We start from the raw sequence: 26,615 nt of genomic DNA, 5'->3' as shown, positions 1-26,615 counted from the left end.
GTGTTCCCGCCCGGGGGCGGTCGACCGGCGCTCGGGTGGACTGCCTACTTGCCGTACGGCGCGACGACGACCTCGACGCGCTGGAACTCCTTGAGGTCGGAGTAGCCGGTGGTGGCCATGGCGCGGCGCAGCGCGCCGACCAGGTTGGCGCTGCCGTCGGCCGTGGTGGACGGGCCGTAGAGGATCTGCTCGAGCGGCGCGACCTGGTCGACGCGCACGCGGTGGCCGCGGGGCAGCTCGGAGTGGTGCGCCTCGGCGCCCCAGTGGAAGCCCTGCCCGGGCGCGTCGGTGGCGCGGGCGAGCGTGGATCCGAGCATGACCGCGTCGGCGCCGACCGCGATGGCCTTGACGATGTCGCCCGAGCTGCCGAGGCCGCCGTCGGCGATGACGTGCACGTAGCGGCCGCCGGACTCGTCCATGTAGTCGCGGCGGGCGCCGGCGACGTCGGACAGCGCGGTGGCCATGGGCGCGTGGATCCCGAGGGTCGAGCGCGTGGTGGACGCGGCTCCCCCGCCGAACCCGACGAGCACGCCCGCCGCGCCCGTGCGCATGAGGTGGAGGGCTGCCGTGTAGGTGGCCGCCCCGCCGACGATGACGGGGACGTCGAGCTCGTAGATGAACTTCTTGAGGTTGAGGGGGGCCGCGCCCTTGGAGACGTGCTCCGCCGAGACCGTGGTGCCGCGGATGACGAAGAGGTCGACGCCGGCCGCGACCACGGTCTCGTAGTGGTCGGCGGTGCGCTGGGGCGAGAGCGCCGCGGCGACGACGACGCCGGCGGCGCGGATCTCCGCGATGCGCGCCGTGATGAGCTCCGGCTTGATCGGCTCGGAGTAGATCTGCTGCATGCGCGCGGTGGCCGACTCGGGCGGCAGCGACCGGATCTCCTCGAGCAGGCGCTCGGGGTGCTCGTACCGGGTCCAGAGGCCCTCGAGGTCGAGGACGCCGAGGCCGCCGAAGCGCCCCATCGCGATGGCCGTCGCCGGGGAGACCACGGAGTCCATGGGCGCCGCGAGGAACGGGATCTCGAACTGGTACGCGTCGATGGACCACGAGACCGACACGTCCTGCGGGTCGCGCGTGCGACGGGACGGGACGATGGCGATGTCGTCGAACGCGTACACACGGCGGGCCCGCTTGGCGCGGCCGATCTCTACATCACTCACCCGCACAGCCTAGCGGCGGGCTCCTGCGCGACCGCCCGTCGCCCGGATCCGCGACCGCCGCCGCGCCGGCACGCGCCGCGCGCCGCTCGGGCTCGGGGCCCGCGTGCAGCAGGAGCGCGCGGAGCCGCCCCGCGCCCAGCACGTCCCCCTCCCCCGCCACGACCACCCGCCAGCGGCCGGCTCCCCGCCCATCCGCCGGCCCGGCGTCGGCGTCCGAGTCGGCGCCGGCGTCCGCGTCGGGCACCGTCCGAGCGTCGGCGACCGCCCCGACGATCCGCAGCCCGACCCGCTCGCGTGCCCACGCCAGCGCGAGCCGCCCGTGGCGGCCGACCGCGACCCCCACGGCGGGCGGCGCGAGCCCGGCCTCGTGCGCGACGCCCCGTGCGACGGACTCCACCGGTCCGGCCGCGGCGCCGTCCGCCGCCCGGACGAGATCCTCCGCGCGTCGGCTCCAGGGACCCGGGCCGCGGAACCCCCGCTCCCGCTCGAGGTCGGCGCGCGTCACCGGCCGGGCCCGCGCGGGCGCGAGCGCGTGGTCGAGCGCGACGAGCCCGTGCGCGAACCACCCCGGCCCCCGCGGCGCGGCACCCCGCACCGCCGTCATGGCCGCCTCGTGGGAGGCGGCGAGCGCCGTGGCCGCGAGCCCGGGCATCCGCACGCCGTCCGCCGCGAGCACGAGACGCGACCTCCCGTGCGCGGGGTCGCGGACGACGCGCGCGCCCGCGGGACGACCCGACGGTATCCCCTGCACGTCGAGCAGCGTCACGAGCGCGGGCCACGTCGCGAGCCGCGGCAGCCCGTGGACGGCGGCGGCCGACGCCCCGCCCAGCACGATCGGGCCGGACGAGACGCGGGCGAGCGCGCGGATCCGCAGCAGGTGCCGCTCGCGCGCCGACACCGCCTCCCACTCCGCCCGCCGCACGTGCACCCCGGCGCGCAGCCGCACGAGCTCGCCGCGCGCCTCCGCCCGGGCGACGACGGCGGCGTCTGCGCGCTCCTCCTCGGCGGCCGGCGGAGCGGAGCCGGCCCGCGCGGCCCCCGAGAGGATCAGCGCCACCCCGGGCGGCCCGGGCGGTGCCGCCTCGAGCGGATGGTCGACGGGAGGCGGCGGGGTCGGGGTCGGTGTCATGCGGGCAGTGTCGCGGCCGGCGCGCGCCGACCTCGCGCACGGGAGCGACCCGCCGGAAGCGCGGGCGGACCCGCGCCCTGTGAGGGAGCGCGCGCACGCGCGAGGGGCCGGTGCGCACGGCACCGGCCCCTCGTCACCACCGCGCGGATGCCGCGCGGCTCACCGCATCAGCGACGGTAGTTGGGCGCCTCGACGACCATCTGCACGTCGTGCGGGTGGGACTCCTTGAGCCCGGCCGCCGTGATGCGCACGAAGCGCCCGCGGTCCTTGAGCTCTCCGACCGTGCGCGCGCCGACGTAGAACATCGACTGGCGCAGGCCGCCGGTGAGCTGGTAGACGACGTTCGCGAGGGATCCGCGGTAGGGCACCTGGCCCTCGATGCCCTCGGGGATGAGCTTGTCGTCGCTCGGGACGTCCGCCTGGTAGTAGCGGTCCTTCGAGTACGAGGTCTTCGTGCCGCGGGTCTGCAGCGCGCCGAGGGATCCCATCCCGCGGTAGCTCTTGAACTGCTTGCCGCCCACGAACATGAGGTCGCCGGGGCTCTCGTCGCAGCCCGCGAGGAGGCTGCCGAGCATGACGGTGTCGGCACCCGCGACGAGCGCCTTGGCGATGTCGCCCGAGTACTGCAGGCCGCCGTCCGCGATGACCGGGATGCCGGCCGCGCGCGCCGCCAGCGACGCCTCGTAGACCGCGGTGACCTGCGGCACGCCGACCCCCGCGACGACGCGCGTGGTGCAGATGGACCCGGGGCCCACGCCGACCTTGATGGCGTCCGCCCCCGCGTCGATGAGCGCCTGGGCGCCCGAGCGGGTCGCGACGTTGCCGCCGATGACGTCGACGTGCGACGTGGCGGGGTCGGACTTCAGGCGGCGGATGATGTCGAGCACGCCCTTGCTGTCGCCGTTGGCGGTGTCGACCACGAGCACGTCGACGCCCGCCTCCACGAGGGCGAGCGCGCGCTGCCACGCGTCGCCGAAGAAGCCGATGGCCGCACCGACGCGCAGGCGCCCCTCGGCGTCCTTCGTCGCGTCCGGGTACTGCTCCGACTTGTCGAAGTCCTTGACGGTGATGAGGCCGCGCAGCTTGCCCGCGTCGTCCACCAGCGGGAGCTTCTCGATCTTGTGCTCCGCGAAGATCGCGATCGCGTGGTCCGGGTCGATGCCGACGCGGCCGGTGATGAGCGGGGTGCGGGTCATGACGTCGCGCACGAGCGTCGTGGCGGCCTGCACGGGCGAGACGAAGCGCATGTCGCGGTTCGTGATGATGCCGACGAGCGTGCCGTCCGACTCGACCACGGGGAGGCCGGAGACGCGGAACTGGCCGCAGAGCGCGTCCACCTCGGCGACCGTCGCGTCGGGACGCGTGGTGACCGGGTTCGTGATCATGCCGGACTCGCTGCGCTTCACCTTGTCGACGAACGCGGCCTGGTCCTCGATGGAGAGGTTGCGGTGGATCACGCCGAGCCCGCCCTGGCGCGCCATCGCGATGGCCATGCGCGCCTCGGTGACGGTATCCATCGCGGAGGAGAGCAGAGGAGCGGCGACGCTGATGTTGCGCGTCAGGCGGGACGTGGTGTCCGCCTCGCTCGGGATGACGTCGGTGTGCCCCGGCAGGAGCATGACGTCGTCGTAGGTGAGGCCGATGACGCCGAACGGGTCGGACTGATCCAATTTCCCTCCAGGGGACGAATGAGAGGCGGATGGTGGGGCCGGGGGACCGCGTCGGCAACCGGTGTCTCGATGTTAACGGTCGCGCTGACGCGCTATTCCCGCCCTATCACGCAGCCACGCGGTGTCGGCGCGAAACATCCAGGACATAATCAGCACGTACTGTCAACCAACGTCGTCCTGACGGTAGTCGCGGTGCCTGTGCGGATGTACCCGTCGCACGGCTCCCCCTATGGAGGTCTAGTGATAGCCACTGGTTCGGCCGGAGCACGCGCGCAGCGTCTCTGGGCCCTGATTCTCGCGGTGGCGTTCGCCTGCACCGCACTTCTCCTCTCGGCCCCATCGGGCGCCCACGCGGATCCACGCGCGGCGCCGCAGGCGGTCGACCCGGCGTCCGCCGAGCAGTCCCTGCTCGTCTGGGTCCGGGCCGACGCCGACAAGACCGGCATCGCCGGGGTGACCGTGAAGGTCTCCGGCGGCGGCGTCGAGGCCACCGGCACGACCGGCGCGGACGGGAAGGCCGAGGTCGGCCTCAGCGCCCCCGGCTCCTTCACGGTCGAGGTCGACGCGTCCACCATCCCCGAGGGCGCAGGCGTCCCCCGGGCGGGATCGAGCCCCCGCGAGATCGACGTCGCGGCGGGCAACAAGAACGTCCCGGCCTTCTTCTTCCTCTCGCCCGACGGCGCGGCGGCCGGCGCCGGATCCACCCCCGCGCCGAGCGCCAGCACCGGCGCCGGGACGGGCACCTCCACGGGCGGCGAGACCGCCGCCCCGGACACCGAGACGGGCACGGTCACCGCCACGGCGGAGCCCGTCACCCAGAACAACTTCTGGAAGATCTTCTGGCCCAAGGTGGTGACGGGCCTCATCTTCGGCCTGCTGCTCGCCCTCGCGGCCATCGGCCTGTCGCTCATCTACGGCACGACGGGCCTCAACAACTTCGCGCACGGCGAGCTGGTGACCTTCGGCGCGCTGATGGCGTACCTCTTCAGCAACGTGCTCGGCCTCAACCCGGTGCTCGCGATCGCCATCACGGTGGTCCTCGGCGGCGCGTTCGGCTACGTGCAGGACGCGGCGCTCTGGAAGCCCCTGCGGAAGCGGAGCCTCGGGCTGGTGCCGCTCATGATCGTCACCATCGGCCTCTCGCTCGCGCTGCGCTACCTCTTCCAGTTCATCTTCGGCGCCGACCGCCTGACGCTCCCCAACAGCCCGGCGCCGTTCCTGGTCGTCGGTCCGGTGAGCCTCAAGTTCACGGACGTCGCCGGCGCGATCGTCTCGATCGTGCTGCTCCTGGCGGTCGCGTACGTGCTGCTCTACACGAAGATCGGCAAGGCCACCCGCGCCGTCTCCGACAACCGCTCGCTCGCTGCGGCGTCGGGCATCGACGTGGAGGGCGTGATCCGCGTGGTCTGGATCGGCGGGGCCGCGCTGGCCGCCCTGTCCGGCGTCTTCATCGCCTACTACCAGTCGCTGCGCTGGGACACGGGCGCGTCCATCCTTCTGCTCGTCTTCTCGGCCGTCGTCCTCGGCGGACTCGGGACGGCGTTCGGCGCGCTCATCGGCTCGATCGTGATCGGCGTCTTCATCAACGTCAGCACCATGGTCCTGCCCGAGAACATGAAGTACGTGGCCGCTCTCGTGGTCATGATCGTCATCCTGCTCGTCAGGCCCCAGGGCATCCTGGGTCGGAAAGATCGGATCGGTTAGCCGCGCATGAACACGAACTTCATCTTCCTGGCGATCGGCGAGATCTTCTCGCCCACCACCGCGGCGTACGCGCTCGCGACCGTCGGCCTCGTGATCCACTTCGGCTTCACGGGCCTGCTCAACTTCGGCCAGGCCGGCTTCATGGCCATCGGCGGCTACGCGTTCGCCATCACGGCCGTCATGTACGACTGGCCCGTCTGGGCGTCGCTGCTCGCGGCGATCGTCGCCTCCACGGTGTTCGCGCTGATCCTGGGCATCCCGACCCTCAGGTTGAGGGCGGACTACCTGAGCATCGTGACCATCGCGGCGGCGGAGATCATCCGGCTGAGCGTCAAGACGCCCGAGTTCTCCGACGTCACGGGCGGCTCCGAGGGCATCAACGGCGCGGCGGCCGGGTTCAACGACCTCAACCCGCTGCCCGAGGGCCGCTTCGGCGCGGGCGTGCTCACCTACTCCGCCGACCAGTGGTGGATCCGCATCGTCGGCTGGGGCCTCGTCGGCATCGCCTGCCTGCTGGTCTTCCTCCTCATGCGCAGCCCCTGGGGCCGCGTGCTGAAGGGCGTGCGCGAGGACGAGGACGCGGTCCGCGCGCTCGGCAAGAACGTGTACTCCTACAAGATGCAGGCGCTCGTGCTCGGCGGCGTGTTCGGCGGGCTCGCGGGCGTGGTCTTCATCCTCCCGAGGTCGCTGCAGCCCGACAACTACGGCACGCAGCTCACGTTCTTCCTCTACACGATCATGCTGCTGGGCGGTGCGGCCACGATCTTCGGGCCGGTCATCGGCTCGATCATCTTCTGGGTCACGCTGTCGCTCTCGGACGGCCTGCTCAGCCTCGCGGTGTCGAACGACTGGCTGCCCATCTCGAGCACCCAGCAGGGCCCCATCCGCTTCATCATCGTGGGCGTCGCGCTCATGCTGCTCGTGATCTTCCGACCACAGGGCATCTTCGGGAAGAAGAAGGAGACGCACTTTGCCTGACAAGACCCCGGTCTCGGCCATCCTCGACGGCGACGCCGGTCCGGGCTGCGCCAAGAAGGACCCCATCATCGTCGCGCACGGCGTCAGCCGGCAGTTCGGCGGCCTGAAGGCGGTCGACGTCGACCACCTCGAGATCCCCCGCGGCTCCATCACGGCCCTCATCGGCCCGAACGGCGCGGGCAAGACCACGTTCTTCAACCTGCTGACCGGCTTCGACAAGCCGAACACCGGCAAGTGGGAGTTCTCGGGGAAGAACCTCGCCGGCATGAGCGCGTTCCGCGTCGCCCGCCTCGGCATGGTCCGCACCTTCCAGCTCACGAAGGCCCTCGGCGGCATGACGGTGCTGGAGAACATGCGCCTCGGCGCGACGGGCCAGGGCGGCGAGAACTTCTTCTCCGCGCTGATCCGCCCCCTCTGGCGCAAGAAGGAGGACGAGATCACGGAGCGCGCGCGCGGGCTCCTGACCAAGTTCAAGCTCGACGCCAAGGAGGAGGACTACGCGGCCAGCCTCTCCGGCGGCCAGCGGAAGCTCCTCGAGATGGCGCGGGCGCTCATGACGAAGCCCGAGCTCGTCATGCTCGACGAGCCCATGGCCGGCGTCAACCCGGCGCTCACGCAGTCGCTGCTCCACCACATCCTCGACCTCAAGACCGAGGGCATGACGGTGCTGTTCGTCGAGCACGACATGCACATGGTCAACGAGATCGCCGACTGGGTGGTCGTGATGGCCGAGGGCCGCATCGTCGCCGAGGGCCCGCCCTCGACCGTGATGAGCGACCCGGCCGTCATCGACGCCTACCTCGGCGCCCACCACGACACCGACCTCGGCACCCTCACGGGCCAGCGCGAGGTGGCGAAGGACATGGACTCCGACCTCGTCAAGAGCGAGATCGAGAAGGAAGCGGCAGACAAGTGACGGCAGAGCGGGTCCTCCAGACCACCGACCTCCACGCGGGCTACCTGCCCGGGGTCAACATCCTCAACGGGTGCAACGTGCACGTCGACAAGGGCGAGCTGGTCGGCATCATCGGCCCGAACGGCGCGGGCAAGTCGACGCTGCTGAAGGCGATCTTCGGGCAGGTGAACGTCCGCGGCGGCAGCATCGAGCTGAACGGCCAGGACATCACCGGGCTCAAGGCCGACAAGCTCGTCTCCCGCGGCGTGGGCATGGTGCCGCAGAACAACAACGTCTTCCCGACGCTGACCATCGACGAGAACCTCCAGATGGGCGTCTACCAGAAGCCGAAGATGTACAAGGAGCGGCTGGCGTTCGTCACCGACCTGTTCCCGGAGCTCGGCAAGCGGCTGAAGCAGCGCGCCGGATCCCTCTCGGGCGGCGAGCGCCAGATGGTCGCCATGTCGCGCGCGCTCATGATGGACCCGACGGTGCTGCTCCTCGACGAGCCGTCCGCCGGCCTCTCCCCCGTGCGCCAGGACGAGACGTTCATCAACGTCGCGCAGATCAACCGCGCGGGCGTCTCCGTCATGATCGTGGAGCAGAACGCCCGGCGCGCGCTGCAGATCTGCGACCGCGGCTACGTGCTCGACCAGGGCAAGGACGCGTACGAGGGTCGCGGGCGCGAGCTCATGAACGACCCGAAGGTCATCGAGCTGTACCTCGGCACGCTCGCGGCCGACCAGGAGAAGGCCAAGGCGGCGCCCCAGCCCTGATCCCTCCCCCTGCACGACACGACGCGGCATCCCTCCGGGGGTGCCGCGTCGTCGTGTGCGGGGCGGCCCCGCACGAGACCCGCGCGACGAAGCCGACCGCGATCCCGACGTCGACCTCGACCGCGCTGACGGGGTGACAGCGTCCACGGCGCCGCGCGACGGGGTTCCGGCCCATGCACGACGGCGATCCCGACGACGCGTCACAGCGCCCCTCTGCCCGCGGGCCTCCGTGCTCCGTGCTCCGTGCTCCGTGCACCCTGGCGCCAGCGCCCCGACGCGGGACGGCGCCCCCGCGCTCGACGCGTGCCACCGCGCCCACCCCGAGGAGCGGCGCCCGTCCCGCCGACGGGCAAGGGCGCCCACGGTCCCTGCGCGCCCCAAGGGCACGGCGAAGGCCCCCGGGCACGGCGAAGGCCCCCGGGCACGGCGAAGGCCCCCGGGCACGGCGAAGGCCCCTGGGCACGGCGAAGGGCCCGGTCCATGCGGACCGGGCCCTCAGCCGTGCGTGGTGCGGGTGCTAGTCGAGCTTGCCGTAGACCTGCTCGGAGAAGGTCGTGGTGTTGCCCGTGCCGTACTTGTAGACGGAGACGTACGCCTCTGTCGGGTCGCCGTTCTCATCGAACGTGATCGGGCCGGAGAGGCCGTCGTAGTCGATGTCGGTGCCGTCCGCGATGAGCTTGGCGCAGTCCGTGAAGGTCGTGCACTTCTCGCCGCCCTCGGAGACGGACTGCAGGTTGTCCTTCAACGTCGCGCCGTCGGTCGCCTTGCCCTGGAGCGCGGCGAGCGCGAGGAGCACGGTGCCGTCGTAGGACTCGGCGGAGTAGCTGAACACGGTGAGCTCGGGCTCGCCCTCGGCCTTCACCATGTCCTGCAGGCGGGTCTGGAAGTCCTCCTTGGCCTCGACGCCGGGGTTCGTGAACTGCGCCCCCGCGATGTCGACGTTGGTGTCGGTCTCCTTGATGACGCCGTAGTTGCCGTCCGTGCCGTAGAACTTCGAGAAGTCGAAGCCCTTCGACGCCAGCTGGTCGGCGATGGTCTTGATCTCGTCGAACGAGATGACGACGAGCGCGTCCGGGTTCGGGGCGAGCACCGAGGTGATCGCGCTGTTGAAGTCCGTCGCGGAGGGCTCGAAGACCTCCTCGGCGGCGATGGTGGCGCCGCCGGCCTCGAGCGTCTTCTTGATGTTCTCCTCGAGGCCCGTGCCGTAGGCGTCGTTCATGTAGAGGATCGAGACGTTGGTCTTGCCGTCCTGCAGGATCTTGTTGCCGAGGATGCGGCCCTGGAGCACGTCCGAGGGGGCGGTGCGCCAGTAGTAGCCGTCGTCCTCGTAGGTCGTGAAGTCCGGGGAGGTGTTCGCCGGCGAGAGCTGCACGACGCCGGCCTGGGTGACCTGGTCGATGAAGGTCTTCGAGACGCCCGAGGACGCGGCGCCGATGATGGCCGTGTTGCCGTCCGCGATGAGCGAGGTGGCCGACTGGCTGGCGATGTCGGTCGTGGTGTCGCCCGAGTCCTTGGCCGTGTTGGTCACCGTGATGCCGGCCTTGGCGTCGTTGATGTCCTTCACGGCCAGGTCGACGCCCGCGAACTCGGGCGGGCCGAGGACGGCCAGGGAGCCCGTCTGCGGGAGGATCGTGCCGATCTTGAGGTCCAGGCCGCCGTCGGCCGTGGTGCCTCCCGTGTCGCCGCCGCCGCCGGAGCAGCCGGCGAGGACGAGGGCGCCGGCCACCGCGACGGTGACGGCGCTGAGGGCGGTGCGGGCGGATCGTGAGCGGGAGGCCGAAGCCCTGCCGAATGCGCTCATGGTGCTCCTTATGGATGTGTGTGGTGATGCTCGGGAATGTGATGCATGAGGCACGCGAATGCGCGCCTCGCCTGGTGCGACCCTATGGCGCGGATGAGACGGACACAATGCATCGGCATTTCCGTCGTGTAACGCGACCCGATCGTTACCATTCGCGGAATGCGCGACGGGATCCGAATCAGATGCCGTCGACGACCGCCGGATCCCTCCGGATGGGCGCGACGGGCGATGCGGCGCGACGGCTCGCCCGGAGCATGTCGATCGTGAGCAGGACGAGCGCCGCCCAGACGATCGCGAACCCGGCCCAGCGCTCGGGCGGCATGGCCTCGTGCATCACGAACACCCCGAACGCGAACTGCAGCAGCGGCGCCAGGTACTGCGTGAGCCCGATCACCGAGAGCGGCAGCCGGCCGGCGGCGAGGCCGAAGAGCAGGAGCGGGCCCGCGGTGACGACGCCGGTGCTGACGAGCAGGAGCGTGTGCCCGAGCGAGACCGTGCCGATGGTGAGGCCGGCGCCGGCTCCCGTGATCACGAGCATCGTCGTGGCGGCCGGCACGAGCCAGGCCGTCTCGAGCGCGAGGCCGGAGAGCGCGTCGGCTCCCCCGCTCACGCGCTTCTTCACCAGCCCGTAGAGGCCGAACGAGCCGGCGAGCGCGAGCGACACCCACGGCAGCTGCCCGTAGCCGACGGCGATGACGGCGACCGCGACGGCCGACAGGCCCACGGCGGTCCACTGCAGCGGGCGCAGGCGCTCGCGCAGGAGGAGCACGCCGAGCAGCACCGTGACGATCGGGTTGATGAAGTAGCCGAGCGCGGTCTCGACCACGTGGCCGGAGAGCGTGCCGTAGACGTACACGGTCCAGTTGACGAGGATCAGGTGGCCCGCGAGCCCGAGGCCCAGGAGGATCCGCGGCCGGCGCACGATGGCGACCACGCGCCCCCAGCGCCGCGCGGCCGTGATGACGACGGCGCAGACGACGAGCGAGAAGAGGATCCGCCAGCCGACGATCTCGAACGCCCCGGCCGGCACGAGCAGCAGGAAGAAGACGGGGAGGACGCCCCACAGCCCGTACGCGCCGACGGCGGCGAGGAGGCCGGTGCGGGTCGAGGACTCCGGGGCGGGGCGCGTCACCTCACGAGGCTAGCGCCGCGGACGCACGAGAGCCCGGCCGAACGTGTCGGCCGGGCTCCCGGGTGAAGCGGTGGTGCGGTGTCGCTGAGGCGGAGCGTCAGCGCTCGATGACGGCGAGCACGTCGCGCGCGGAGAGGACGAGGAGGTCCTGGCCGTCGTACTTGACCTCGGTTCCACCGTACTTGGAGTAGATGACCTTGTCGCCGACGGCGACGTCGAGCGGGACGCGGTTGCCGTTGTCGTCGATGCGGCCGGGGCCCACGGCCACGACCTCGCCCTCCTGGGGCTTCTCCTTGGCGGTGTCGGGGATGACCAGACCAGACGCGGTGGTCTGCTCGGCTTCGACCTGCTGGATGACGATGCGATCCTCGAGCGGCTTGATGGAGACCGACACGGTTGACCTCTTCCTTCGTGACTAAGGGACAAGACTGATTGGCAATCTCCCGGGGAGAGTGCCAGGTGAGATTCTACGGGCCGCGCTTGCACTCGCGCAACGCGAGTGCCAATCGGTGCGGAGGCGCCCGGGTACGGTGGGCGGATGGATCAGACCGACCTCCGCGAGGTGCTCTCGCTCGAGGGGCTCCGCCTGCTCGACTCCCTCCCCGCGCCGGCGCCGGGGGACGACATGGTGCGGATGGTGAGCGCGCTGCGCGGCGAGGGGCACTCCCCCGCGCTCGTGTCCGCCGTCCTCACGCAGTCGCGGCTCCGCGCTCGGGCCCGGACGAAGTTCGGCGAGTTCGCCGCGCGCATGCTCTTCACGGAGGCCGGGCTCGAGCAGGCCACGCGGCTGCCGGTCGCCGCGCAGCACGCGGGGCGCTTCCAGCAGGCGGGCGTCGCGCACGTGGCCGATCTCGGCTGCGGGATCGGCGGGGACGCGATGGCGATGGCGGCCATCGGGATCCGCGTGACGGCGGTCGAGCGCGACGAGGTGACCGCCGCGGTCGCCGGCTGGAACCTCGCGCCGTTCCCCGAGGCCGAGGTCGAGCAGGGCACGGCCGAGGCGTTCGACGCCGGCCGCGTCGACGGCGTCTACCTCGACCCCGCCCGGCGCACGGACGGGCACTCGTCGACCCGGCGCATCTCGGATCCGGACGCCTACTCCCCCACCCTCTCCGCCGCGTTCGAGCTGGCGGCGGGACGGGCTGCCGGGATCAAGCTCGGTCCCGGCCTCGACCGCGACCTCATCCCCGCGGAGGCGGAGGCGCAGTGGGTCTCGGTCGACGGGCAGGCCGTGGAGATGGGCCTGTGGTTCGGGCCGACGCGGCGCGACGGCGTCCGGCGGGCGGCGCTCGTGATCAGCGGCGGGTCGCAGGCGGAGCTCACCTCGGAGGCCGACAGCGAGGACGCCGAGCTCGGCGAGCTGGGCGCGCACCTGTACGAGCCGGACGGCGCCGTGATCCGCGCCCGCCTCATCGGCGACCTGGCGCGCTCGCTCGACGGGCGGATGGTCGGCGAGGGGATCGCGTGGATCACGTCCGAGCGCGAGCAGGCGATGCCGTTCGCACGCGGGTTCCGGGTGCGCGAGGTGCTGCCGCTCGACGAGCAGCGGTTGAGGCGCGAGCTGCGGGCGCGCGGGATCGGGACGCTGGAGATCAAGAAGCGCGGGGTCGACGTGGACCCGGCGCGGCTGCGGACGCGCCTGCAGCTGAAGGGCGACGGCTCGGCGACGCTCATCGCCACGCGGGTCGGCGGGCGGCGCGTGGCGATCCTCGCGGACCGGCACGGGGTCGACGCGGGCTGAGGCCCGGCCGCGACCCCTGGCCCGGACACGACGACGCGGCCGCCCCCGAGGGGACGGCCGCGTCGTGGTGGTGCGGGTGGTGCGGGCTACGGCGCGGTCGGGAGCGGGGTGCCGTTGATCTCGCCGGTGTTGATCGCGGTGCCGATGACCGCGAAGAACAGGATGCCCACCAGCAGGCTGACCAGGATGCCCACGATGCCGGTGATGATGCCGGTGAGCGCGAAGCCCTTGGCCTCCGGGTTGCGCTTGCGCGCGAGGATGCCGGTGATCACGGCCGCGATGCCCACGAAGAACGTGAGGAACCACAGGAAGAGCGACAGGGCGGCGGACACGATGCCGAGCACCATCGACGTGATGGCGAGGCCCTTCTTGGGCGCACCGCCCTGGCCGGGCTGGTAGGACGCCGCGTAGGGCGAGTCGGAGCCGGCGGCGGGAGCGGCCGGGTAGGCGGGCTGGCTCGGCGCGGGCGGGAAGCCGTCGTTGGAGCGGTCCGGGTTCTGCGGATCGGTCATTGTCGTTCCTTTCGTCCCTGGGAACATACCGTGATGCGTGCCCCGGGATTCTCCCGTCAGGTAAATAAACGCGAAAGGACCCCGATCGGGGGGCGCGTCGGACGGTCAGCCGACCTGGACGACGGTGACCGGCAGCGTCGAGTCCGCGCCGAACGCGAGCCCGGACGGCGCGCGGCCCGACTCGATGAGGCGCGCGCCGAGCGCCGCGATCATCGCGCCGTTGTCGGTGCAGAGCGACAGGGGCGGGATCCGCAGCTCGATGCCCGCCGCCGCGCATCGCTCCGCCGCCAGCTCCCGCACGCGCGCGTTCGCGACGACGCCGCCGCCCAGCAGCAGGCGCGAGATCCCGTGGTCGACGCACGCGGCGACGGCCTTCGTGAGCAGCACGTCGACGACGGCCTCGCGGAAGCTCGCGGCCACGTCCGCGACGGGCACGGGCTCGCCGGCGTCCTGGCGCTTCTCGACCCAGCGGGCGACCGCGGTCTTGAGGCCCGAGAACGAGAAGTCGTAGCGGTGGCGATCCATGTCCTTGGGCAGGGAGAGGCCTCGGGGGAAGCGGATCGCCTTCGGGTCGCCCTCGGCCGCGACCCGGTCGATGTGCGGGCCTCCCGGGTAGGGCAGCCCGAGCACGCGGGCGACCTTGTCGAAGGCCTCGCCCGCGGCGTCGTCGATGGTCTCGCCGAGGAGCTCGACGTCGTCCACGAGGTCGCGCACGAGGAGCAGCGAGGTGTGGCCGCCGGAGACGAGCAGCGCGATGCTCGGGGTCTCGAGCGGGACGCCGGGCCCGCCATCGGTGCTGAGGAGGTCGGCGCCCACGTGGCCCACGAGGTGGTTGACGCCGTGCAGCGGGATGTCGAGGGCCACGGCGAGCGCCTTCGCCGCGCCGACGCCGACCATGAGCGCGCCGGAGAGGCCGGGGCCCGCGGTGACGGCGATGGCGTCGAGCTCGCGCAGGGTGACGCCCGCCTCGACGAGGGCCGCGTCGATCGCCGGGGTCAGCGCCTCGAGGTGCGCGCGGGCGGCGACCTCGGGCACGACGCCGCCGTAGCGCGCGTGCTCGTCCATGGAGCTGGAGATGACGTTGGCGAGGAGCGTCTGGCCGCGGACGATGCCGATGCCGGTCTCGTCGCACGAGGTCTCGATGCCGAGGACGAGGGGGCCGGCGTCGTCGGCGGCGCTCTCGTCGACGTGCGCCTCCGTGCCCGGGGCGGCGGATGCGGCGCGCTCGGCGGTCGCGTCGCGCGGCTCGGCGACCGCGGGCGGCGTCGCGGTGAGGGCGACGCGCATCACGACGGCGTCGACGTCGTCCGGCTGGTAGTAGTGCGGGCGGACGGCGATGGCCTCGAACCCGAGCGAGGAGTACAGGGACTGCGCGACGGGGTTGTCGGCGCGGACCTCGAGCAGCACCTCGCGCGCGCCGCGGGAGTGCGCCTCGGCGACGAGCCGGGTGAGCAGGGCGCGGCCGACGCCCCGGCCGCGGCTGCCGTCGGCGACGGCGATGGTCTGGACGTCGGCGGCGTGCGCGCCGCGCGGGCAGGACAGGCCGGCGTAGCCGAGGATCGCGCCGTCGGCCTCGTCGACGGCCACGACGTACCAGCCGTGGCGGGCCGTCAGCTCGCCGCGCATCGCGTCGGCCGACCAGGCGTCGGAGACGAACGTGGTGGTCTCGAGGTGCATCAGCTCGGGCAGGTCGGCGACCTCGGCGGTGCGGAACAGGACGCTCACGAGGTCACCCGCTTCGGGCCGGCCGAGACGGTGACGTCGGGCGAGCGGAGGTAGAGAGCCTCGTCGGCCGCGAAGGGCAGGTCGAGCTCGTCCATCCGCCGGGCGACCTGCGCGAGGGACGCCGCGCGCACGCCGGCGGCGTCGATGCGGTGGTCGGCGGCGGGCACGTCGTCCGGCTTGCTCAGGCCGGGCCCCGCGGTGCGCTCGGCGACGCCGCCGGGCGCGGGCTCGCGGTAGACGGACCAGTACAGCTCGCGGCGGCGGGCGTCGGTGACGACCACGAGGGATCCGGTGCCGCCCGCGGCGTAGTGGTCGTGGGCGACGGCGTCGTGGCTGACCACGGGGATCACGCGCACGTCCAGGCCGGTGGCCAGCACGCGGGCCGCCGCGATGCCGACGCGGAGGCCGGTGAACGGGCCGGGGCCCATGCCCGCGACGACGGCGCGGACGTCGCAGCGCTCGATGCCGGACGCGGTGAGGCACTCGTCGAGCAGCGTGCCGATGACCTCGGCGTGCCGCATGGTGTCGGCCTCCTGGCGCTCGGCGAGCACGCGGCCGTCGGGGTCGATGACGGCGACGCCCGTGCCGGCGGAGGTGTCGATCGCGAGGAGCACTGGACGAGTCTAGGCGCGGGGGCGCGCGCGGAGCCGTCGGATGCGGACGGTGCGGGGCTCCTCGGGGGCGGCGTCCGGGTCCGGGTCGGCGTCGTCGGACGCGGCGGGATCGCCGTCGCCCGCGCCCGTGGGACGCGCGATCCGCAGATCCCACCACTCCTCGGCGATGCCGTCGAGCTTGCCCTCGCCCCACTCGACCACCACGACGGACCGCGCGAAGTCGATGTCGAGGTCGTCGAGCTCGCGGGCGTCGGCCAGGCGGTAGGCGTCGACGTGCACGAGCGGCGGGCCGTCGACGAGGCTCGGGTGCGTGCGCGCGAGCACGAAGGTGGGGCTCGTGACGGGGCCGCGGACGCCGAGTCCGTCGCCGAGGCCGCGCGTGAAGGTCGTCTTGCCCGCGCCGAGCGGGCCGGACAGGACGACGAGGTCGCCCGCGCCGAGCTCCCGGGCGACGGCGCGGCCGAGCTCCTCCATGTCGTCGGTGGTCGCGACGGGGACGAGCTCGTCGGAGAGGACCTCCTCGGCCGGCGCCTCGGACGCGTCGTCGCGCTCGTGGAGGTGCACGCGGTCGACGCGCGGGCCCACGCGGGTCACGATCTCGTCGCCGATGGTCTCCGCCCAGCCGGCCCACTCCTCGGCGGTGGGCTCGCCGCGGTCGCCGGGGCCGAGGATCACGGCGGTGTCGCCGACCTCGACGGGCATGTCGCCCACGTCGAGCACGAGCTGGTCCATGGCGATGCGGCCGGCGACCCGGAAGCGGCGGCCGTTGAGGAGCACGGAGGCGTGCGGGGCGGCGATGCGCGGGATCCCGTCGGCGTAGCCGAGCGGGACGAGCGCGAGCGTCGACGGCCCCGCGGTGCGGTGGTCGAGCCCGTACGAGACGCCGTGGCCGGCCCTGACGCGCTTGACCGAGACGACGTCGGCCTCGAGCGTCATCGCGGGGATGAGACCGAGGTCGCGGCCGGAGCGGTCGTCGAACGGCGAGATGCCGTAGACGGCGATGCCGAAGCGGACCATGTCGAAGCGGGCGTCGGGCAGGCGGATCCCCGCGGAGCTCGCGGCCAGGTGCTTCTCGACGGGTCGCGCCCCCAGCTCCTCGGCCACGCGGACGGCCTCGTGGAAGCGCGCGAGCGCGGCGTCGTCGTCCTCGGGCGAGGCGTCGGCCAGGTGCGACCACAGCGCGTGCAGCGTCAGCTCGCCCGCGGCGTCGGCGGCGACGGCCGCGCGCACGAGGTCGGGCCAGAGCTCCGGGGTGGCGCCGTTGCGGCTGAGGCCGGTGTCGGCCTTGAGGTGCACGCGGGCGCGGATCCCCGTGGCACGCCCCGCGGCCGCGATGCGCTCCAGCTCCCACAGCGCCGAGACGCCGAGGTCGATGCCCTCCTCCACCGCGACGCGGAAGTCGGTGTCGACGCCGTGCAGCCAGGCGAGGAGGCGGGCGTCGATGCCGGCGCGGCGGAGCTCGACCGCCGACGCGACGTCGAGGACGGCCAGGCTCTCGGCGCCGGCCTCGAGGGCGGCGCGCGCGACCTGCAGGGCGCCGTGGCCGTACGCGTCCGCCTTCACGGCGACCATCGTGCGGGCGGGGGCGGCGAGCGCGGCGAGCGTGCGGACGTTGTGGCGGATCGCGTCGAGGTCGATCACGGCGCGGCGGCCGGGCGACAGGGGCGGGGGGACGGCGTCGCTCATGCGGAGTGCCTCCGGGTCACGCGGCCGGCGACGCGCGCGACGATCTCGTAGCCGATGGTGCCCGTCGCCTCGGCCCACTCCTCCACCGAGGGCGCGCCGGTCGCGGGATCCCCGAACAGCACGGCGTCGTCGCCCACCGCCACGGGCGTGCCGTCGACGACGCCGTCGCCCACGTCGACGACGAACTGGTCCATGGCGATGCGGCCGCTCACCCGGAAGCGCGCGCCGTGGATCGCGACGGGCGCGCGGTTGCTCGCGAGCCGCGGGACGCCGTCGGCGAAGCCGAGCGAGACGAGCGCGAGGGTGGTGGCCCGCGTGGTGCGGTACGTGTAGCCGTAGGAGACGCCAGTGTCGGCGGGGACGCGCTTCACCGCGACGACGCTGCCGACGAGGGTCATCGCCGGTACCAGGCCGAGGTCGGCGGACGTGACGCCGTCGAGCGGCGAGATGCCGTAGATCCCGATGCCGAGGCGCACCATGTCGAGGCGGGCCTCGGGCACGCGCAGGGCGCCCGCGGTGGCGGCCAGGTGGCGGATCCCCGGCTCGAGCCCCGCGGCCCGCACCGCGTCGACCGCCTGATGGAACGCGCGGACCTGCGCCAGGTCCTCGTCCTCCCCCGCGTTGGCGAGGTGGCTGAAGACGCCGCCGAGGTGGATCCGGCCCTCCGCGACCAGCGCGGTGACCTCGGCGACGACGCCCGGCCACTCCGCCGGAGTCACGCCGTTGCGGCCGAGCCCGGTGTCGACCTTGAGGTGCACCTCCGCGGTGCGGCCGATCCGACGCGCGGCGTCCGCGACCTCGCGCACCTGGCGCAGGCTGTTGAGCCCCAGGTCGACGCCGGCCTCGATCGCGGTCGCGAAGTCGGCGCCGGGTGCGTGCATCCAGGTGAGGATCGGCGCGTCGATCCCGGCCGCCCGCAGCGCGAGCGCCTCGCGGACGTCGACCACGCCGAGCCGGTCGGCCCCGCCGGCGAGCGCCGCGCGCGCCGACGCGACCGCGCCGTGCCCGTAGCCGTCGGCCTTGACGACGGCCATGACGAGCGGCGCGCCCGTGGCCGCGCGCAGCGTCCGGACGTTGGCGGAGATCGCGGCGGTGTCGATGCGCGCCTCCCGCCGGAGGGCCGCCGGCGCCTGGAGCGTCGCCTCGTCGGTCACGGCGCGTCCCCCTCGGTCACCACGAACGCGGTCGCGAGTCCGGCGTCGTGGCTCATGCTCAGGTGGATCCGCGTCACGCCCCGCGCCGCCGCGACCTCCGCGACGGCCCCGCTCACGCGGAACGACGGGTCGCCGTGGTCGTCGCGCACGACCTCCATGTCCTGCCAGCTGATCCCGCCGGGTCCCCCGAGCGCCTTGATGAGCGCCTCCTTCGCGGCGAACCTCGCCGCGAGCGAGCGCGCGGGCAGGGACCGCTCGGCGGGCGCGAACAGGCGCGGCACGAGGCCCGGAGCGCGCTCGGCGCTCCGGGCGAACCGCGCGACGTCGACCACGTCGACGCCGATGCCCCTGATCACGCGCGGCCGGTCACTCGACCGTGACGGACTTCGCGAGGTTGCGCGGCTGGTCGACGTCGAGGCCCTTGGCCGCGGCGAGCTCCATCGCGAAGATCTGCAGCGGCGTGACGGCCAGCAGCGGCTCGAACAGCGGCGCGGCGAGCGGGATCGGGATGACCTCGTCCGCGTGCGGCAGCACGAACGCGTCGCCCTGCTCGGCGATCGCGATGACGCGGGCCCCGCGCGCGCGGATCTCCTCGATGTTGGAGATGACCTTCTTGTGCAGCGCGAGCTGGTGCGTGGGGCTCGGCACGACCACGAACACGGGCTGGCCCGGCTCGATGAGCGCGATGGGCCCGTGCTTGAGCTCGCCCGCGGCGAAGCCCTCCGCGTGGATGTAGGCGAGCTCCTTGAGCTTCAGCGCGCCCTCGAGCGCGACGGGGAAGCCGACGTTGCGGCCGAGGAAGAGCACGGCGCGGGTGTCCGCCATCCACTTCGCGAGCTGGCTGATGTTCTCGCCCTGCTCGACGACCGTCGCGAGCTTCTCCGGGATCGCGAGCAGCTCCTCCGTGTTGGCGACGATCTCGTCGGCCGACAGCGTGCCGCGGATGCGCGCCAGGTGCAGCCCGAAGAGGTAGAGCGCCGCCACCTGCGCGACGAACGCCTTCGTGGACGCGACCGCGACCTCGGGGCCCGCGTGCGTGTAGACGACGGCCTCCGACTCGCGCGGGATGGTGGCGCCCTGCGTGTTGCAGATGGAGAGGACGCGCGCCCCGGCCTCGCGGGCGTAGCGGACGGCCAGCAGCGTGTCCATGGTCTCGCCGGACTGGCTGATGGAGATCACGAGCGTCGTCGCGTCGAGCACCGGGTCGCGGTAGCGGAACTCGTGCGCGAGCTCGACCTCGACGGGGACGCGCGCCCACTTCTCGATGGCGTACTTGCCGAGGATGCCCGAGTACGCGGCGGTGCCGCACGCGACGATGACGATGCGCGAGATCTCCGCGAGGTCGACCTCGCCGATCGCGTCGAGGTCGGGGAGCACGACGACGCCGTCGACGATGCGGCCGCGGAGGGTGTTCGCGACGGCGTCCGGGCCCTCGCTGATCTCCTTCGCCATGAAGCTCGACCAGCCGCCCTTCTCGCTGGCGGACGCGTCCCACGCGATCTCGAACTCGTGCGTCTCGACGGGCGCGCCGTGGAAGTCGGTGACGGTGACGGAGTCGGGCCGGATGGCGACCATCTGGTCCTGCCCGATGGCGACCGCGCGGCGCGTGAACTCCACGAAGGCGGCGACGTCGGATCCGAGGAAGTTCTCGCCCTCGCCCAGCCCGATGACGAGCGGCGAGTTGCGCCGGGCGCCGACCACGAGGCCGGGCTGGTCGCGGTGCACGGCGAGGAGCGTGAACGCGCCTTCGAGGCGGCTCACCGTGTTGCGGAACGCCTGCTCGAGGTCGTGCGTGACGCCGTACTCGCGACCCAGGAGCTGGGCGGCGACCTCGGTGTCCGTGTCGCTCTCGAAGGCGTAGCCGTCCGCGAGGAGGTCGTCCTTGAGCTCCGCGAAGTTCTCGATGATGCCGTTGTGGATGAGGGCGAGCTTGCCGTCGTCGCCGAGGTGCGGGTGCGCGTTGCGGTCGGTGGGGCCGCCGTGCGTCGCCCAGCGCGTGTGGCCGATCCCCGTGGATCCGTTCGGCAGCGGCGAGGCCTCCAGGTCCTCGAGCAGGCGGTCGAGCTTGCCCGCGCGCTTGCGCACGCCGAGCGTGCCGTCCGCGTCCAGCACGGCCACGCCCGCGGAGTCGTACCCGCGGTACTCCAGCCTCCGCAGCCCTCCGAGGAGGACCTCGAGGCTCCTGGCCTCACCGACGTAACCCACGATTCCGCACATGGGGCACGAGTTTACCGTCGGGGATCCCGGATCCCCTGCGCGGTACGCGCGCCGGGCGCGCCCCCGCCGCCCGGTCGCCCGCGCGGCCCCGCCGTAGGATGAGGGGCCATGCCAGACACCGCGACGGGATCCCCGACGAGCCACGGCCACGTCTCCCCGTTCGTGGAGATCGCCCGCGCCGACTGGGCCGCCCTCGCGCCCGCCACGCAGCTCCCGCTCCGCGAGACCGAGCTGGTGCAGCTGCGCGGCATCGGGGACCGGCTCGACATGCACGAGGTCGAGGACGTCTACCTCCCCCTCAGCCGGCTGCTCAACCTCTACGTCACGGGCACGAAGAAGCTGCACCGGGACACGAGCGCGTTCCTCGGCGAGCGCGCCAAGAGCACGCCGTTCATCATCGGGGTCGCGGGATCCGTGGCCGTCGGCAAGTCGACCGTCGCCCGCCTCCTGCGCGAGATGCTGGCGCGCTGGGAGGACACCCCGCGCGTCGAGCTCGTGACCACCGACGGCTTCCTGCACCCGAACGCGGAGCTCCAGCGCCGGGGCCTCATGGAGCGGAAGGGCTTCCCCGAGTCGTACGACCGGCGGGCGCTGCTGCGGTTCGTCACGCAGGTCAAGAGCGGCGTCGCCGAGGTGCGGGCGCCGTTCTACTCGCACCTCGCCTACGACATCGTCCCGGGCGCCGAGGTGGTCGTGCGGCAGCCGGACGTGCTCATCATCGAGGGCCTCAACGTGCTGCAGCCGGCGGCGTCCGGCGCGAAGCTCGCCGTGAGCGACCTCTTCGACTTCTCGATCTACGTCGACGCGCGCACGCACGACATCGCCCAGTGGTACGAGGAGCGGTTCCTGAGCCTGCAGCAGGGCGCCTTCAGCAACCCGCGCTCGTACTTCCACCGCTACGCGGACCTCAGCCGCGAGGAGGCCGTGGCGCGGGCGCGCGGGATCTGGTCGGCCATCAACGAGCCGAACCTCGAGCAGAACATCCGGCCGACCCGCTCGCGCGCGACGCTCGTGCTGCGCAAGGACGCGGACCACTCGGTCGCGAACGTCCTGCTCCGCAAGCTCTGACCCGCGCGCCGCGGCGGGCGGCTAGATGGCGAGGCGCTCCGTGACGAGCGCGGCCAGCTCCTCGGCGTGGCGCTCGGCGGTCGCCTGGTCGGCGGCCTCGACCATCACGCGGATCATCGGCTCGGTGCCCGACGCGCGCAGGAGGATGCGGCCGGTGTCGCCGAGCTCGGCCTCCGCGCGCGCGACGGCCGCGTTGACCTCGGCGTCGTCGCCGACGCGCTCGCGGTCGACGCCGCGGACGTTGATCATCACCTGCGGGTAGACGGTCATCACCGAGGCGAGCTCGTGCAGGCTCTTCCCCGTCGCCGCCATCTCGCCGAGCAGCTGGATCCCCGTGAGGATCCCGTCGCCGGTCGTCGCGTGCTCCGCGATGACGAGGTGGCCGGACTGCTCGCCGCCGAGGGAGTAGCCGCCCTCGTTCATGGCCTCGAGCACGTAGCGGTCGCCGACGCGCGTCTGCAGCACGGTGATGTCGTTCTCGGCCATGGCGATGCGGAGGCCCAGGTTGCTCATGACGGTCGCGACGAGCGTGCGCTCCGCCAGCAGGCCGCGGCGGGCCATGGAGAGCGCGAGGACCGCCATGATCTGGTCGCCGTCGATGATCGCGCCCGTGTGGTCGACCGCGAGGCAGCGGTCGGCGTCGCCGTCGTGCGCGATGCCCACGTCGGCGCCGTGCTGCAGGACGGCCTCGGCCAGCAGGTCGAGGTGCGTGGAGCCGACCCGGTCGTTGATGTTCATGCCGTCGGGGTCGTTGCCGATGACGGTGACGCGCGCGCCGGCGTCGGTGAAGACCTCGGGGCTGATGCCCGCGGCCGCGCCGTGCGCGCAGTCGAGGACCACGTGGATCCCGTCGAGCCGGTGCTGCAGCGTGCCGAGCAGGTGGAGGACGTAGCGGTCCTCGGCGTCCGCGAAGCGGCGGATGCGGCCGACGTCGGCTCCCGTGGGGAGCAGGACGGGCTGGCTCAGCTGCGCCTCGATGCGGTCCTCGAGCTCGTCGGCGAGCTTCCGTCCGCCTGCGGCGAAGAACTTGATCCCGTTGTCGGGAGCGGGGTTGTGCGACGCGGAGATCATGACGCCGAAGTCGGCGTCGAAGTCCGCGATGAGGTACGCCGTGGCCGGCGTCGGGATGACCCCGGCGTCGAACACGTCGACGCCGGAGCTCGCGAGGCCGGCGGCCACGGCCGCCGCGATGAACTCGCCGGAAACCCGGGGATCCCGGGCGACGACCGCGGTGGGTCGTCGTCCGGAGTCCCGGGCGTCCTGGCCGAGCACGTGCGCGGCGGCCTGGGCCAGGCGCAGGGCGAGGTCCGCCGTGATGGTCTCGCCGTTGGCGAGTCCGCGGACGCCGTCCGTGCCGAAGAGCCGGGGCATGGCTGCCGGTGTGCCCGAGCGCCTTAGCGCTTCGAGAACTGGGGCGCCTTGCGGGCCTTCTTGAGTCCGGCCTTCTTGCGCTCCTTGACGCGCGCGTCGCGGCTGAGGAAGCCGTTCTTCTTCAGCGTGGCGCGGTTGTTCTCCTCGTCGATCTCGTTGAGGGCGCGGGCGATGCCGAGGCGCAGGGCGCCGGCCTGGCCGGAGGGGCCGCCGCCGGAGATGCGCGCGACGACGTCGTAGCTGCCGAGGAGGTCGAGCACCTTGAACGGGTCGTTCACGAGCTGCTGGTGCAGCTTGTTGGGGAAGTAGTCCGCGAACTCACGGCCGTTGACCGTGATCGAGCCGGAGCCGGGGACGAGGCGCACGCGGGCGATGGCCTGCTTGCGTCGTCCGACGGCGCCGCCGGACACGTTGAGGACCGCGCGGGGGGCCTTGGGGGCCTCCTCGTTCGGGGTCTCGGTCGAGAAGCTCTCGGGAGCCACGTCGAGGGAGTCTGAGATCTGAGCCACTGGGTTCGATTCCTTCTGAGGTCTTTGGTCGTCGCTGTCGGCAGCCGGAGCTACTGAGCGACCTGGCCGAGGGTGTACGGGGTGGGCTGCTGAGCAGCGTGGGGGTGCTCGGGGCCCGCGTAGACCTTGAGCTTCTTCAGCTGCGCCGCACCCAGCGAGTTCTTCGGCAGCATGCCGCGGATGGCCTTCTCGACCGCGCGCGTGGGGTGCTTCTCGAGCATCTCGACGTAGGTGGTGGCCGTGAGGCCGCCCGGGTAGCCGGAGTGGCGGTAGGCCAGCTTCTTCTCGAGCTTCTGGCCCGTGAGCGCCACCTTCTCGGCGTTGACGATGATCACGAAGTCGCCCATGTCCATGTGGGGGGCGAACGTGGCCTTGTGCTTGCCGCGCAGGAGCGCGGCGGCGTGGCTGGCGAGACGGCCGAGGACGATGTCCGTGGCGTCGATGACGACCCAGTCGTGCTGGACCTCACTGGCCTTGGGGGAATAGGTGCGCGTCATTGATCTGACTGCCTTCTTTTCGAGGTGAGATGGTCGTGGATCCCGCTCCGTGGGCGTTCTGACGAGAACGCATCCGGTGGAGGGCTCAACCTTGTACGTCGCCGCGCGCATGCGTGCAGACAACCGGTTCAGAGTACGCGATCCGGGACGATCAGGCAATCCCGGGCGTGTCGGCCAGCCGGGCGAGGTCGCGCGCGGCCGCCGCGGCGCCCTCGGCGATGGCGTCCACCTCGTGCGCCGCCCGCCGGGCGCGCGTGATCTCGTTCCGCGCCGCGAGGTCGCCGTCCGCCGGGTAGCCGACGCGCTCGAGCACCAAGCCGCGGGCGGGCATCACGGTGAACTCGCTCGTCCGCTCGCGGACCTCGAGCAGCTCGCGGAGCCGCGCGACGGCGACGCGCCCGGCCGCCGCCGCGACGCACGCGCCGACGAGCGCGCGCACCATGCTGTGGCAGAAGGCGTCCGCCCGGACCCGGGCCTCGAGCGCCCCGTCCGCCGCGCGGGTCCAGGTCAGCTCCTGCAGGGTGCGGATGGTCGACGCCCCCTCGCGCGGCTTGCAGTACGCGGCGAAGTCGTGGAGGCCGAGGAGGGCGTCGGCCGCCTCCTGCAGCACCGCGGCGTCCAGCGCGACCGGGACCTCGACCGTGCGGTGGCGCTGCAGCGGGTCGCGGGGGCCGGAGGCGTCGGAGATCCGGTAGCGGTACGCCCGCCACGTCGCGGAGAAGCGCGCGTCGAACCCGTCGGGCGCGGGCGCGCAGGCGAGCACCACGACGTCGGACCGGGCGCCGAGCACGCCGTTCATCCGGCGCGCGAGGGCCGCGGCGGCGCGCTCGGCGGACGGGACGTGCGGCCCCTCCCCCGCGTCGCCGGCCGCCGCGCGACCCCGCGGCGGCCGGTCGAGGGACGCGATCTGCGCGTCCGTGATGTCCAGGTGCGCGACCTGGCCCGTCGCGTGCACGCCCGCGTCGGTGCGCCCGGCGACGACGAGCGTCGGCGCGGGCGGCGTGCGCGCGAGCAGCTGCGCGAGCGCGTCCTCGAGGGCGCCCTGCACGGTGCGCAGCCCGGGCTGCTTGGCCCAACCGGCGAAGCCCGTGCCGTCGTACGCGACGTCGATCCGGAGGCGCGCGCCGGCGGGCTCCGTCCCGTCGACGTCGGTCATCGGCCGGCGGATCCCCGCGGACGCGTCGTGCCGACCTCGCGCTCGTACACGGCCGAGCGGCTCGCCTGCGTGAAGCCGAGGTGCTCGTACAGGTCCAGTGCGCCCGTGGGGCTGTCGGAGTCCACGTCGAGCACGGCGCGCTGGACGCCCTCGGCGCGGAACCCCGCGAGGGCGGCGGAGAGGAGCGCCTGGGCGAGGCGGCGGCCGCGGAACTCGCGACGCACGCCGACGAGGGCGATGTAGGCGGACGTGTAGCCGGCCCGCTCCCAGTTCTCCGGCGTGACCTCGGCCATGGCGAAGCCCGCGACAAGCGCGTCGTCGTCGTCGCCCGTCACGGCGATCACCGAGAGGTCGTCGCGCGCGGTCGGCAGCGAGAGGAAGGCCTCCCAGCGCTCGACGCTGATGGGCTCGGAACCCCAGTGGTCGCGGAACACCTCGTTCTTGGCGAGGCGCGTGCGCTCCCACCACTCCCGCGTGACGGGGATCAGCCTGAGGCCCTCGGGCGCCGGCACGTCGGGCAGCTCCGCCCGGAGGTCGCGGTGCATCTCGACGAAGTAGCGGCTGGGCGTGAAGCCGCGCGACGTCGCGAGGGCGGTCGCGCCGGCGGAGTCGTCGGGGAACTCGAGGCCCATGCGGGTGGGCACGGGGCCCTCGACGTGATCCGCGGGCTGGGCCGTCTCGAGCGCCTGGGTCGCCCGCGCGACCTGCCAGTCGAGGAGGCGCGCGCCGATGCCGCGCCGACGGAGGTCGGGACGGACGCCGCCGGAGATGTGGCCGCGCACGACGCTCTCGTCGTCGGGCTTGACGATCGCGGAGCCCTCGGCCGCCAGGCGGCCGTCCGCGTCGACGGCGACGATCGCGTCGCGCGCCAGGTCGACGTAGGAGAAGCCCATGGACATGGCGACCTCGTCGCGGGTGGGGCCGTGATCCGGGTGGTCGGCGTCGGCCAGGAGGCCCTGGAGCTCGACGAGCGCGTCGACGTCGTCGAGGGACGCGGCGCGCCAGGTGATCCCCTCCGGCCCCTCGGGCAGGGGGATGGCGGCGGTGGAGGAGGGATCGTCCGGCAGGGTGGCGCTCGTGTCGGTCATCCGTCCAGGGTACCGGGGCGCGCGCGGGC

At 73.1% G+C, this 26,615-nt stretch carries 24 protein-coding genes; 6 read left to right on the top strand and 18 right to left on the bottom strand.

Annotation, left to right across the window (positions count from 1 at the left end; genetic code table 11):
- Positions 1 to 44: 44 nt before the first annotated feature.
- The 3 genes from FGI33_RS00485 to guaB form a co-directional block, all read right to left on the bottom strand.
- Positions 45 to 1,163, bottom strand: coding sequence for a GuaB3 family IMP dehydrogenase-related protein (locus tag FGI33_RS00485; RefSeq protein WP_012297979.1), 1,119 nt, complete (start codon positions 1,161 to 1,163; stop codon positions 45 to 47).
- Complete coding sequence (locus FGI33_RS00480; RefSeq protein WP_237582099.1) at positions 1,156 to 2,292, bottom strand: hypothetical protein; 1,137 nt, start codon at positions 2,290 to 2,292, stop codon at positions 1,156 to 1,158. The genes FGI33_RS00485 and FGI33_RS00480 overlap by 8 nt, the downstream gene beginning before the upstream one ends.
- A gap of 167 nt (positions 2,293 to 2,459) precedes the next feature.
- Positions 2,460 to 3,962, bottom strand: coding sequence for an IMP dehydrogenase (gene guaB, locus FGI33_RS00475; RefSeq protein WP_119402227.1), 1,503 nt, complete (start codon positions 3,960 to 3,962; stop codon positions 2,460 to 2,462).
- A 300-nt stretch (positions 3,963 to 4,262) separates the two neighbouring features.
- Here guaB and FGI33_RS00470 point away from each other — a divergent pair, with 300 nt between their 5' ends.
- Genes FGI33_RS00470 through FGI33_RS00455 form a run of 4 tightly spaced genes read left to right on the top strand, consistent with a single transcriptional unit; the run spans position 4,263 to position 8,315 of the window.
- Positions 4,263 to 5,666, top strand: coding sequence for an ABC transporter permease subunit (locus tag FGI33_RS00470; RefSeq protein ID WP_237582098.1), 1,404 nt, complete (start codon positions 4,263 to 4,265; stop codon positions 5,664 to 5,666).
- Positions 5,667 to 5,672: 6 nt separating this feature from the next.
- Positions 5,673 to 6,644 (top strand): branched-chain amino acid ABC transporter permease, encoded by a 972-nt coding sequence (locus FGI33_RS00465; RefSeq protein ID WP_119402225.1) that lies wholly within the window; start codon positions 5,673 to 5,675, stop codon positions 6,642 to 6,644.
- Positions 6,637 to 7,560, top strand: coding sequence for an ABC transporter ATP-binding protein (locus FGI33_RS00460; RefSeq protein ID WP_119402224.1), 924 nt, complete (start codon positions 6,637 to 6,639; stop codon positions 7,558 to 7,560). Before FGI33_RS00465 ends, FGI33_RS00460 begins: the two co-directional genes overlap by 8 nt.
- Entirely contained in the window at positions 7,557 to 8,315 is a 759-nt protein-coding gene (locus FGI33_RS00455; protein WP_119402223.1) for an ABC transporter ATP-binding protein, read from the top strand. The genes FGI33_RS00460 and FGI33_RS00455 overlap by 4 nt, the downstream gene beginning before the upstream one ends.
- A gap of 517 nt (positions 8,316 to 8,832) precedes the next feature.
- Here the strand turns inward: FGI33_RS00455 and FGI33_RS00450 are convergent.
- The 3 genes from FGI33_RS00450 to groES form a co-directional block, all read right to left on the bottom strand.
- A complete protein-coding gene (locus tag FGI33_RS00450) occupies positions 8,833 to 10,116 on the bottom strand; it encodes an ABC transporter substrate-binding protein (protein ID WP_119401963.1) in 1,284 nt (427 codons plus the stop codon).
- Positions 10,117 to 10,294: 178 nt separating this feature from the next.
- A complete protein-coding gene (gene rarD / locus FGI33_RS00445; RefSeq protein WP_119434613.1) occupies positions 10,295 to 11,248 on the bottom strand; it encodes an EamA family transporter RarD in 954 nt (317 codons plus the stop codon).
- Positions 11,249 to 11,345: 97 nt separating this feature from the next.
- Complete coding sequence (gene groES, locus FGI33_RS00440) at positions 11,346 to 11,642, bottom strand: co-chaperone GroES (RefSeq protein WP_012039257.1); 297 nt, start codon at positions 11,640 to 11,642, stop codon at positions 11,346 to 11,348.
- A gap of 144 nt (positions 11,643 to 11,786) precedes the next feature.
- On the opposite strand from groES, the gene FGI33_RS00435 reads away from it, so the two are divergent.
- Entirely contained in the window at positions 11,787 to 12,989 is a 1,203-nt protein-coding gene (locus FGI33_RS00435; protein ID WP_119434612.1) for a class I SAM-dependent methyltransferase, read from the top strand.
- Between the two features lie 86 nt (positions 12,990 to 13,075).
- On the opposite strand, the gene FGI33_RS00430 is transcribed toward FGI33_RS00435, so the two are convergent.
- The 7 genes from FGI33_RS00430 to glmS all read right to left on the bottom strand — a co-directional run bounded on the left by FGI33_RS00430 (position 13,076) and on the right by glmS (position 20,897).
- Complete coding sequence (locus tag FGI33_RS00430) at positions 13,076 to 13,501, bottom strand: DUF4190 domain-containing protein (protein ID WP_119434611.1); 426 nt, start codon at positions 13,499 to 13,501, stop codon at positions 13,076 to 13,078.
- Between the two features lie 105 nt (positions 13,502 to 13,606).
- Complete coding sequence (gene tsaD / locus FGI33_RS00425) at positions 13,607 to 15,226, bottom strand: tRNA (adenosine(37)-N6)-threonylcarbamoyltransferase complex transferase subunit TsaD (RefSeq protein WP_237582097.1); 1,620 nt, start codon at positions 15,224 to 15,226, stop codon at positions 13,607 to 13,609.
- Entirely contained in the window at positions 15,223 to 15,840 is a 618-nt protein-coding gene (gene tsaB, locus FGI33_RS00420; RefSeq protein ID WP_119435218.1) for a tRNA (adenosine(37)-N6)-threonylcarbamoyltransferase complex dimerization subunit type 1 TsaB, read from the bottom strand. The genes tsaD and tsaB overlap by 4 nt, the downstream gene beginning before the upstream one ends.
- Positions 15,841 to 15,849: 9 nt before the next feature.
- On the bottom strand, positions 15,850 to 17,526 hold the full coding sequence (gene alr, locus FGI33_RS00415) for an alanine racemase (protein WP_119435219.1): 1,677 nt from the start codon (positions 17,524 to 17,526) through the stop codon (positions 15,850 to 15,852).
- Positions 17,523 to 18,680, bottom strand: coding sequence for an alanine racemase (gene alr, locus FGI33_RS00410; protein WP_237582096.1), 1,158 nt, complete (start codon positions 18,678 to 18,680; stop codon positions 17,523 to 17,525). Before alr (FGI33_RS00410) ends, alr (FGI33_RS00415) begins: the two co-directional genes overlap by 4 nt.
- Positions 18,677 to 19,036, bottom strand: coding sequence for a holo-ACP synthase (locus FGI33_RS00405; protein ID WP_119434562.1), 360 nt, complete (start codon positions 19,034 to 19,036; stop codon positions 18,677 to 18,679). Before FGI33_RS00405 ends, alr (FGI33_RS00410) begins: the two co-directional genes overlap by 4 nt.
- 10 nt (positions 19,037 to 19,046) lie before the next feature.
- Positions 19,047 to 20,897 (bottom strand): glutamine--fructose-6-phosphate transaminase (isomerizing), encoded by a 1,851-nt coding sequence (gene glmS, locus FGI33_RS00400; RefSeq protein ID WP_119434561.1) that lies wholly within the window; start codon positions 20,895 to 20,897, stop codon positions 19,047 to 19,049.
- Between the two features lie 108 nt (positions 20,898 to 21,005).
- Here glmS and coaA point away from each other — a divergent pair, with 108 nt between their 5' ends.
- Complete coding sequence (coaA, locus tag FGI33_RS00395; RefSeq protein ID WP_119434560.1) at positions 21,006 to 21,965, top strand: type I pantothenate kinase; 960 nt, start codon at positions 21,006 to 21,008, stop codon at positions 21,963 to 21,965.
- 21 nt (positions 21,966 to 21,986) lie between these two features.
- Here the strand turns inward: coaA and glmM are convergent, their stop codons facing one another.
- From glmM to FGI33_RS00370, 5 genes are all read right to left on the bottom strand, one after another.
- Positions 21,987 to 23,336 carry a phosphoglucosamine mutase gene (gene glmM, locus FGI33_RS00390; RefSeq protein WP_119402327.1) on the bottom strand — a complete coding sequence of 450 codons (1,350 nt, stop codon included), beginning with the start codon at positions 23,334 to 23,336 and terminating at the stop codon, positions 21,987 to 21,989.
- A 23-nt stretch (positions 23,337 to 23,359) separates the two neighbouring features.
- Positions 23,360 to 23,845: a 30S ribosomal protein S9 gene (gene rpsI / locus FGI33_RS00385; RefSeq protein ID WP_043668864.1), complete on the bottom strand. Its 486-nt coding sequence runs from the start codon at positions 23,843 to 23,845 to the stop codon at positions 23,360 to 23,362.
- 50 nt (positions 23,846 to 23,895) lie between these two features.
- On the bottom strand, positions 23,896 to 24,342 hold the full coding sequence (rplM, locus tag FGI33_RS00380) for a 50S ribosomal protein L13 (RefSeq protein WP_012039269.1): 447 nt from the start codon (positions 24,340 to 24,342) through the stop codon (positions 23,896 to 23,898).
- A 151-nt stretch (positions 24,343 to 24,493) separates the two neighbouring features.
- Positions 24,494 to 25,498, bottom strand: coding sequence for a tRNA pseudouridine(38-40) synthase TruA (gene truA / locus FGI33_RS00375; protein WP_237582095.1), 1,005 nt, complete (start codon positions 25,496 to 25,498; stop codon positions 24,494 to 24,496).
- Complete coding sequence (locus FGI33_RS00370; RefSeq protein WP_237582094.1) at positions 25,495 to 26,586, bottom strand: GNAT family N-acetyltransferase; 1,092 nt, start codon at positions 26,584 to 26,586, stop codon at positions 25,495 to 25,497. Before FGI33_RS00370 ends, truA begins: the two co-directional genes overlap by 4 nt.
- Between the last annotated feature and the right edge of the window lie 29 nt (positions 26,587 to 26,615).

Source organism: Clavibacter phaseoli (assembly GCF_021922925.1).
Lineage (GTDB): Bacteria > Actinomycetota > Actinomycetes > Actinomycetales > Microbacteriaceae > Clavibacter > Clavibacter phaseoli.
The sequence above is the reverse complement of the archived record's forward strand: the minus strand, read 5'-3'. Positions and strand labels throughout refer to the sequence as shown.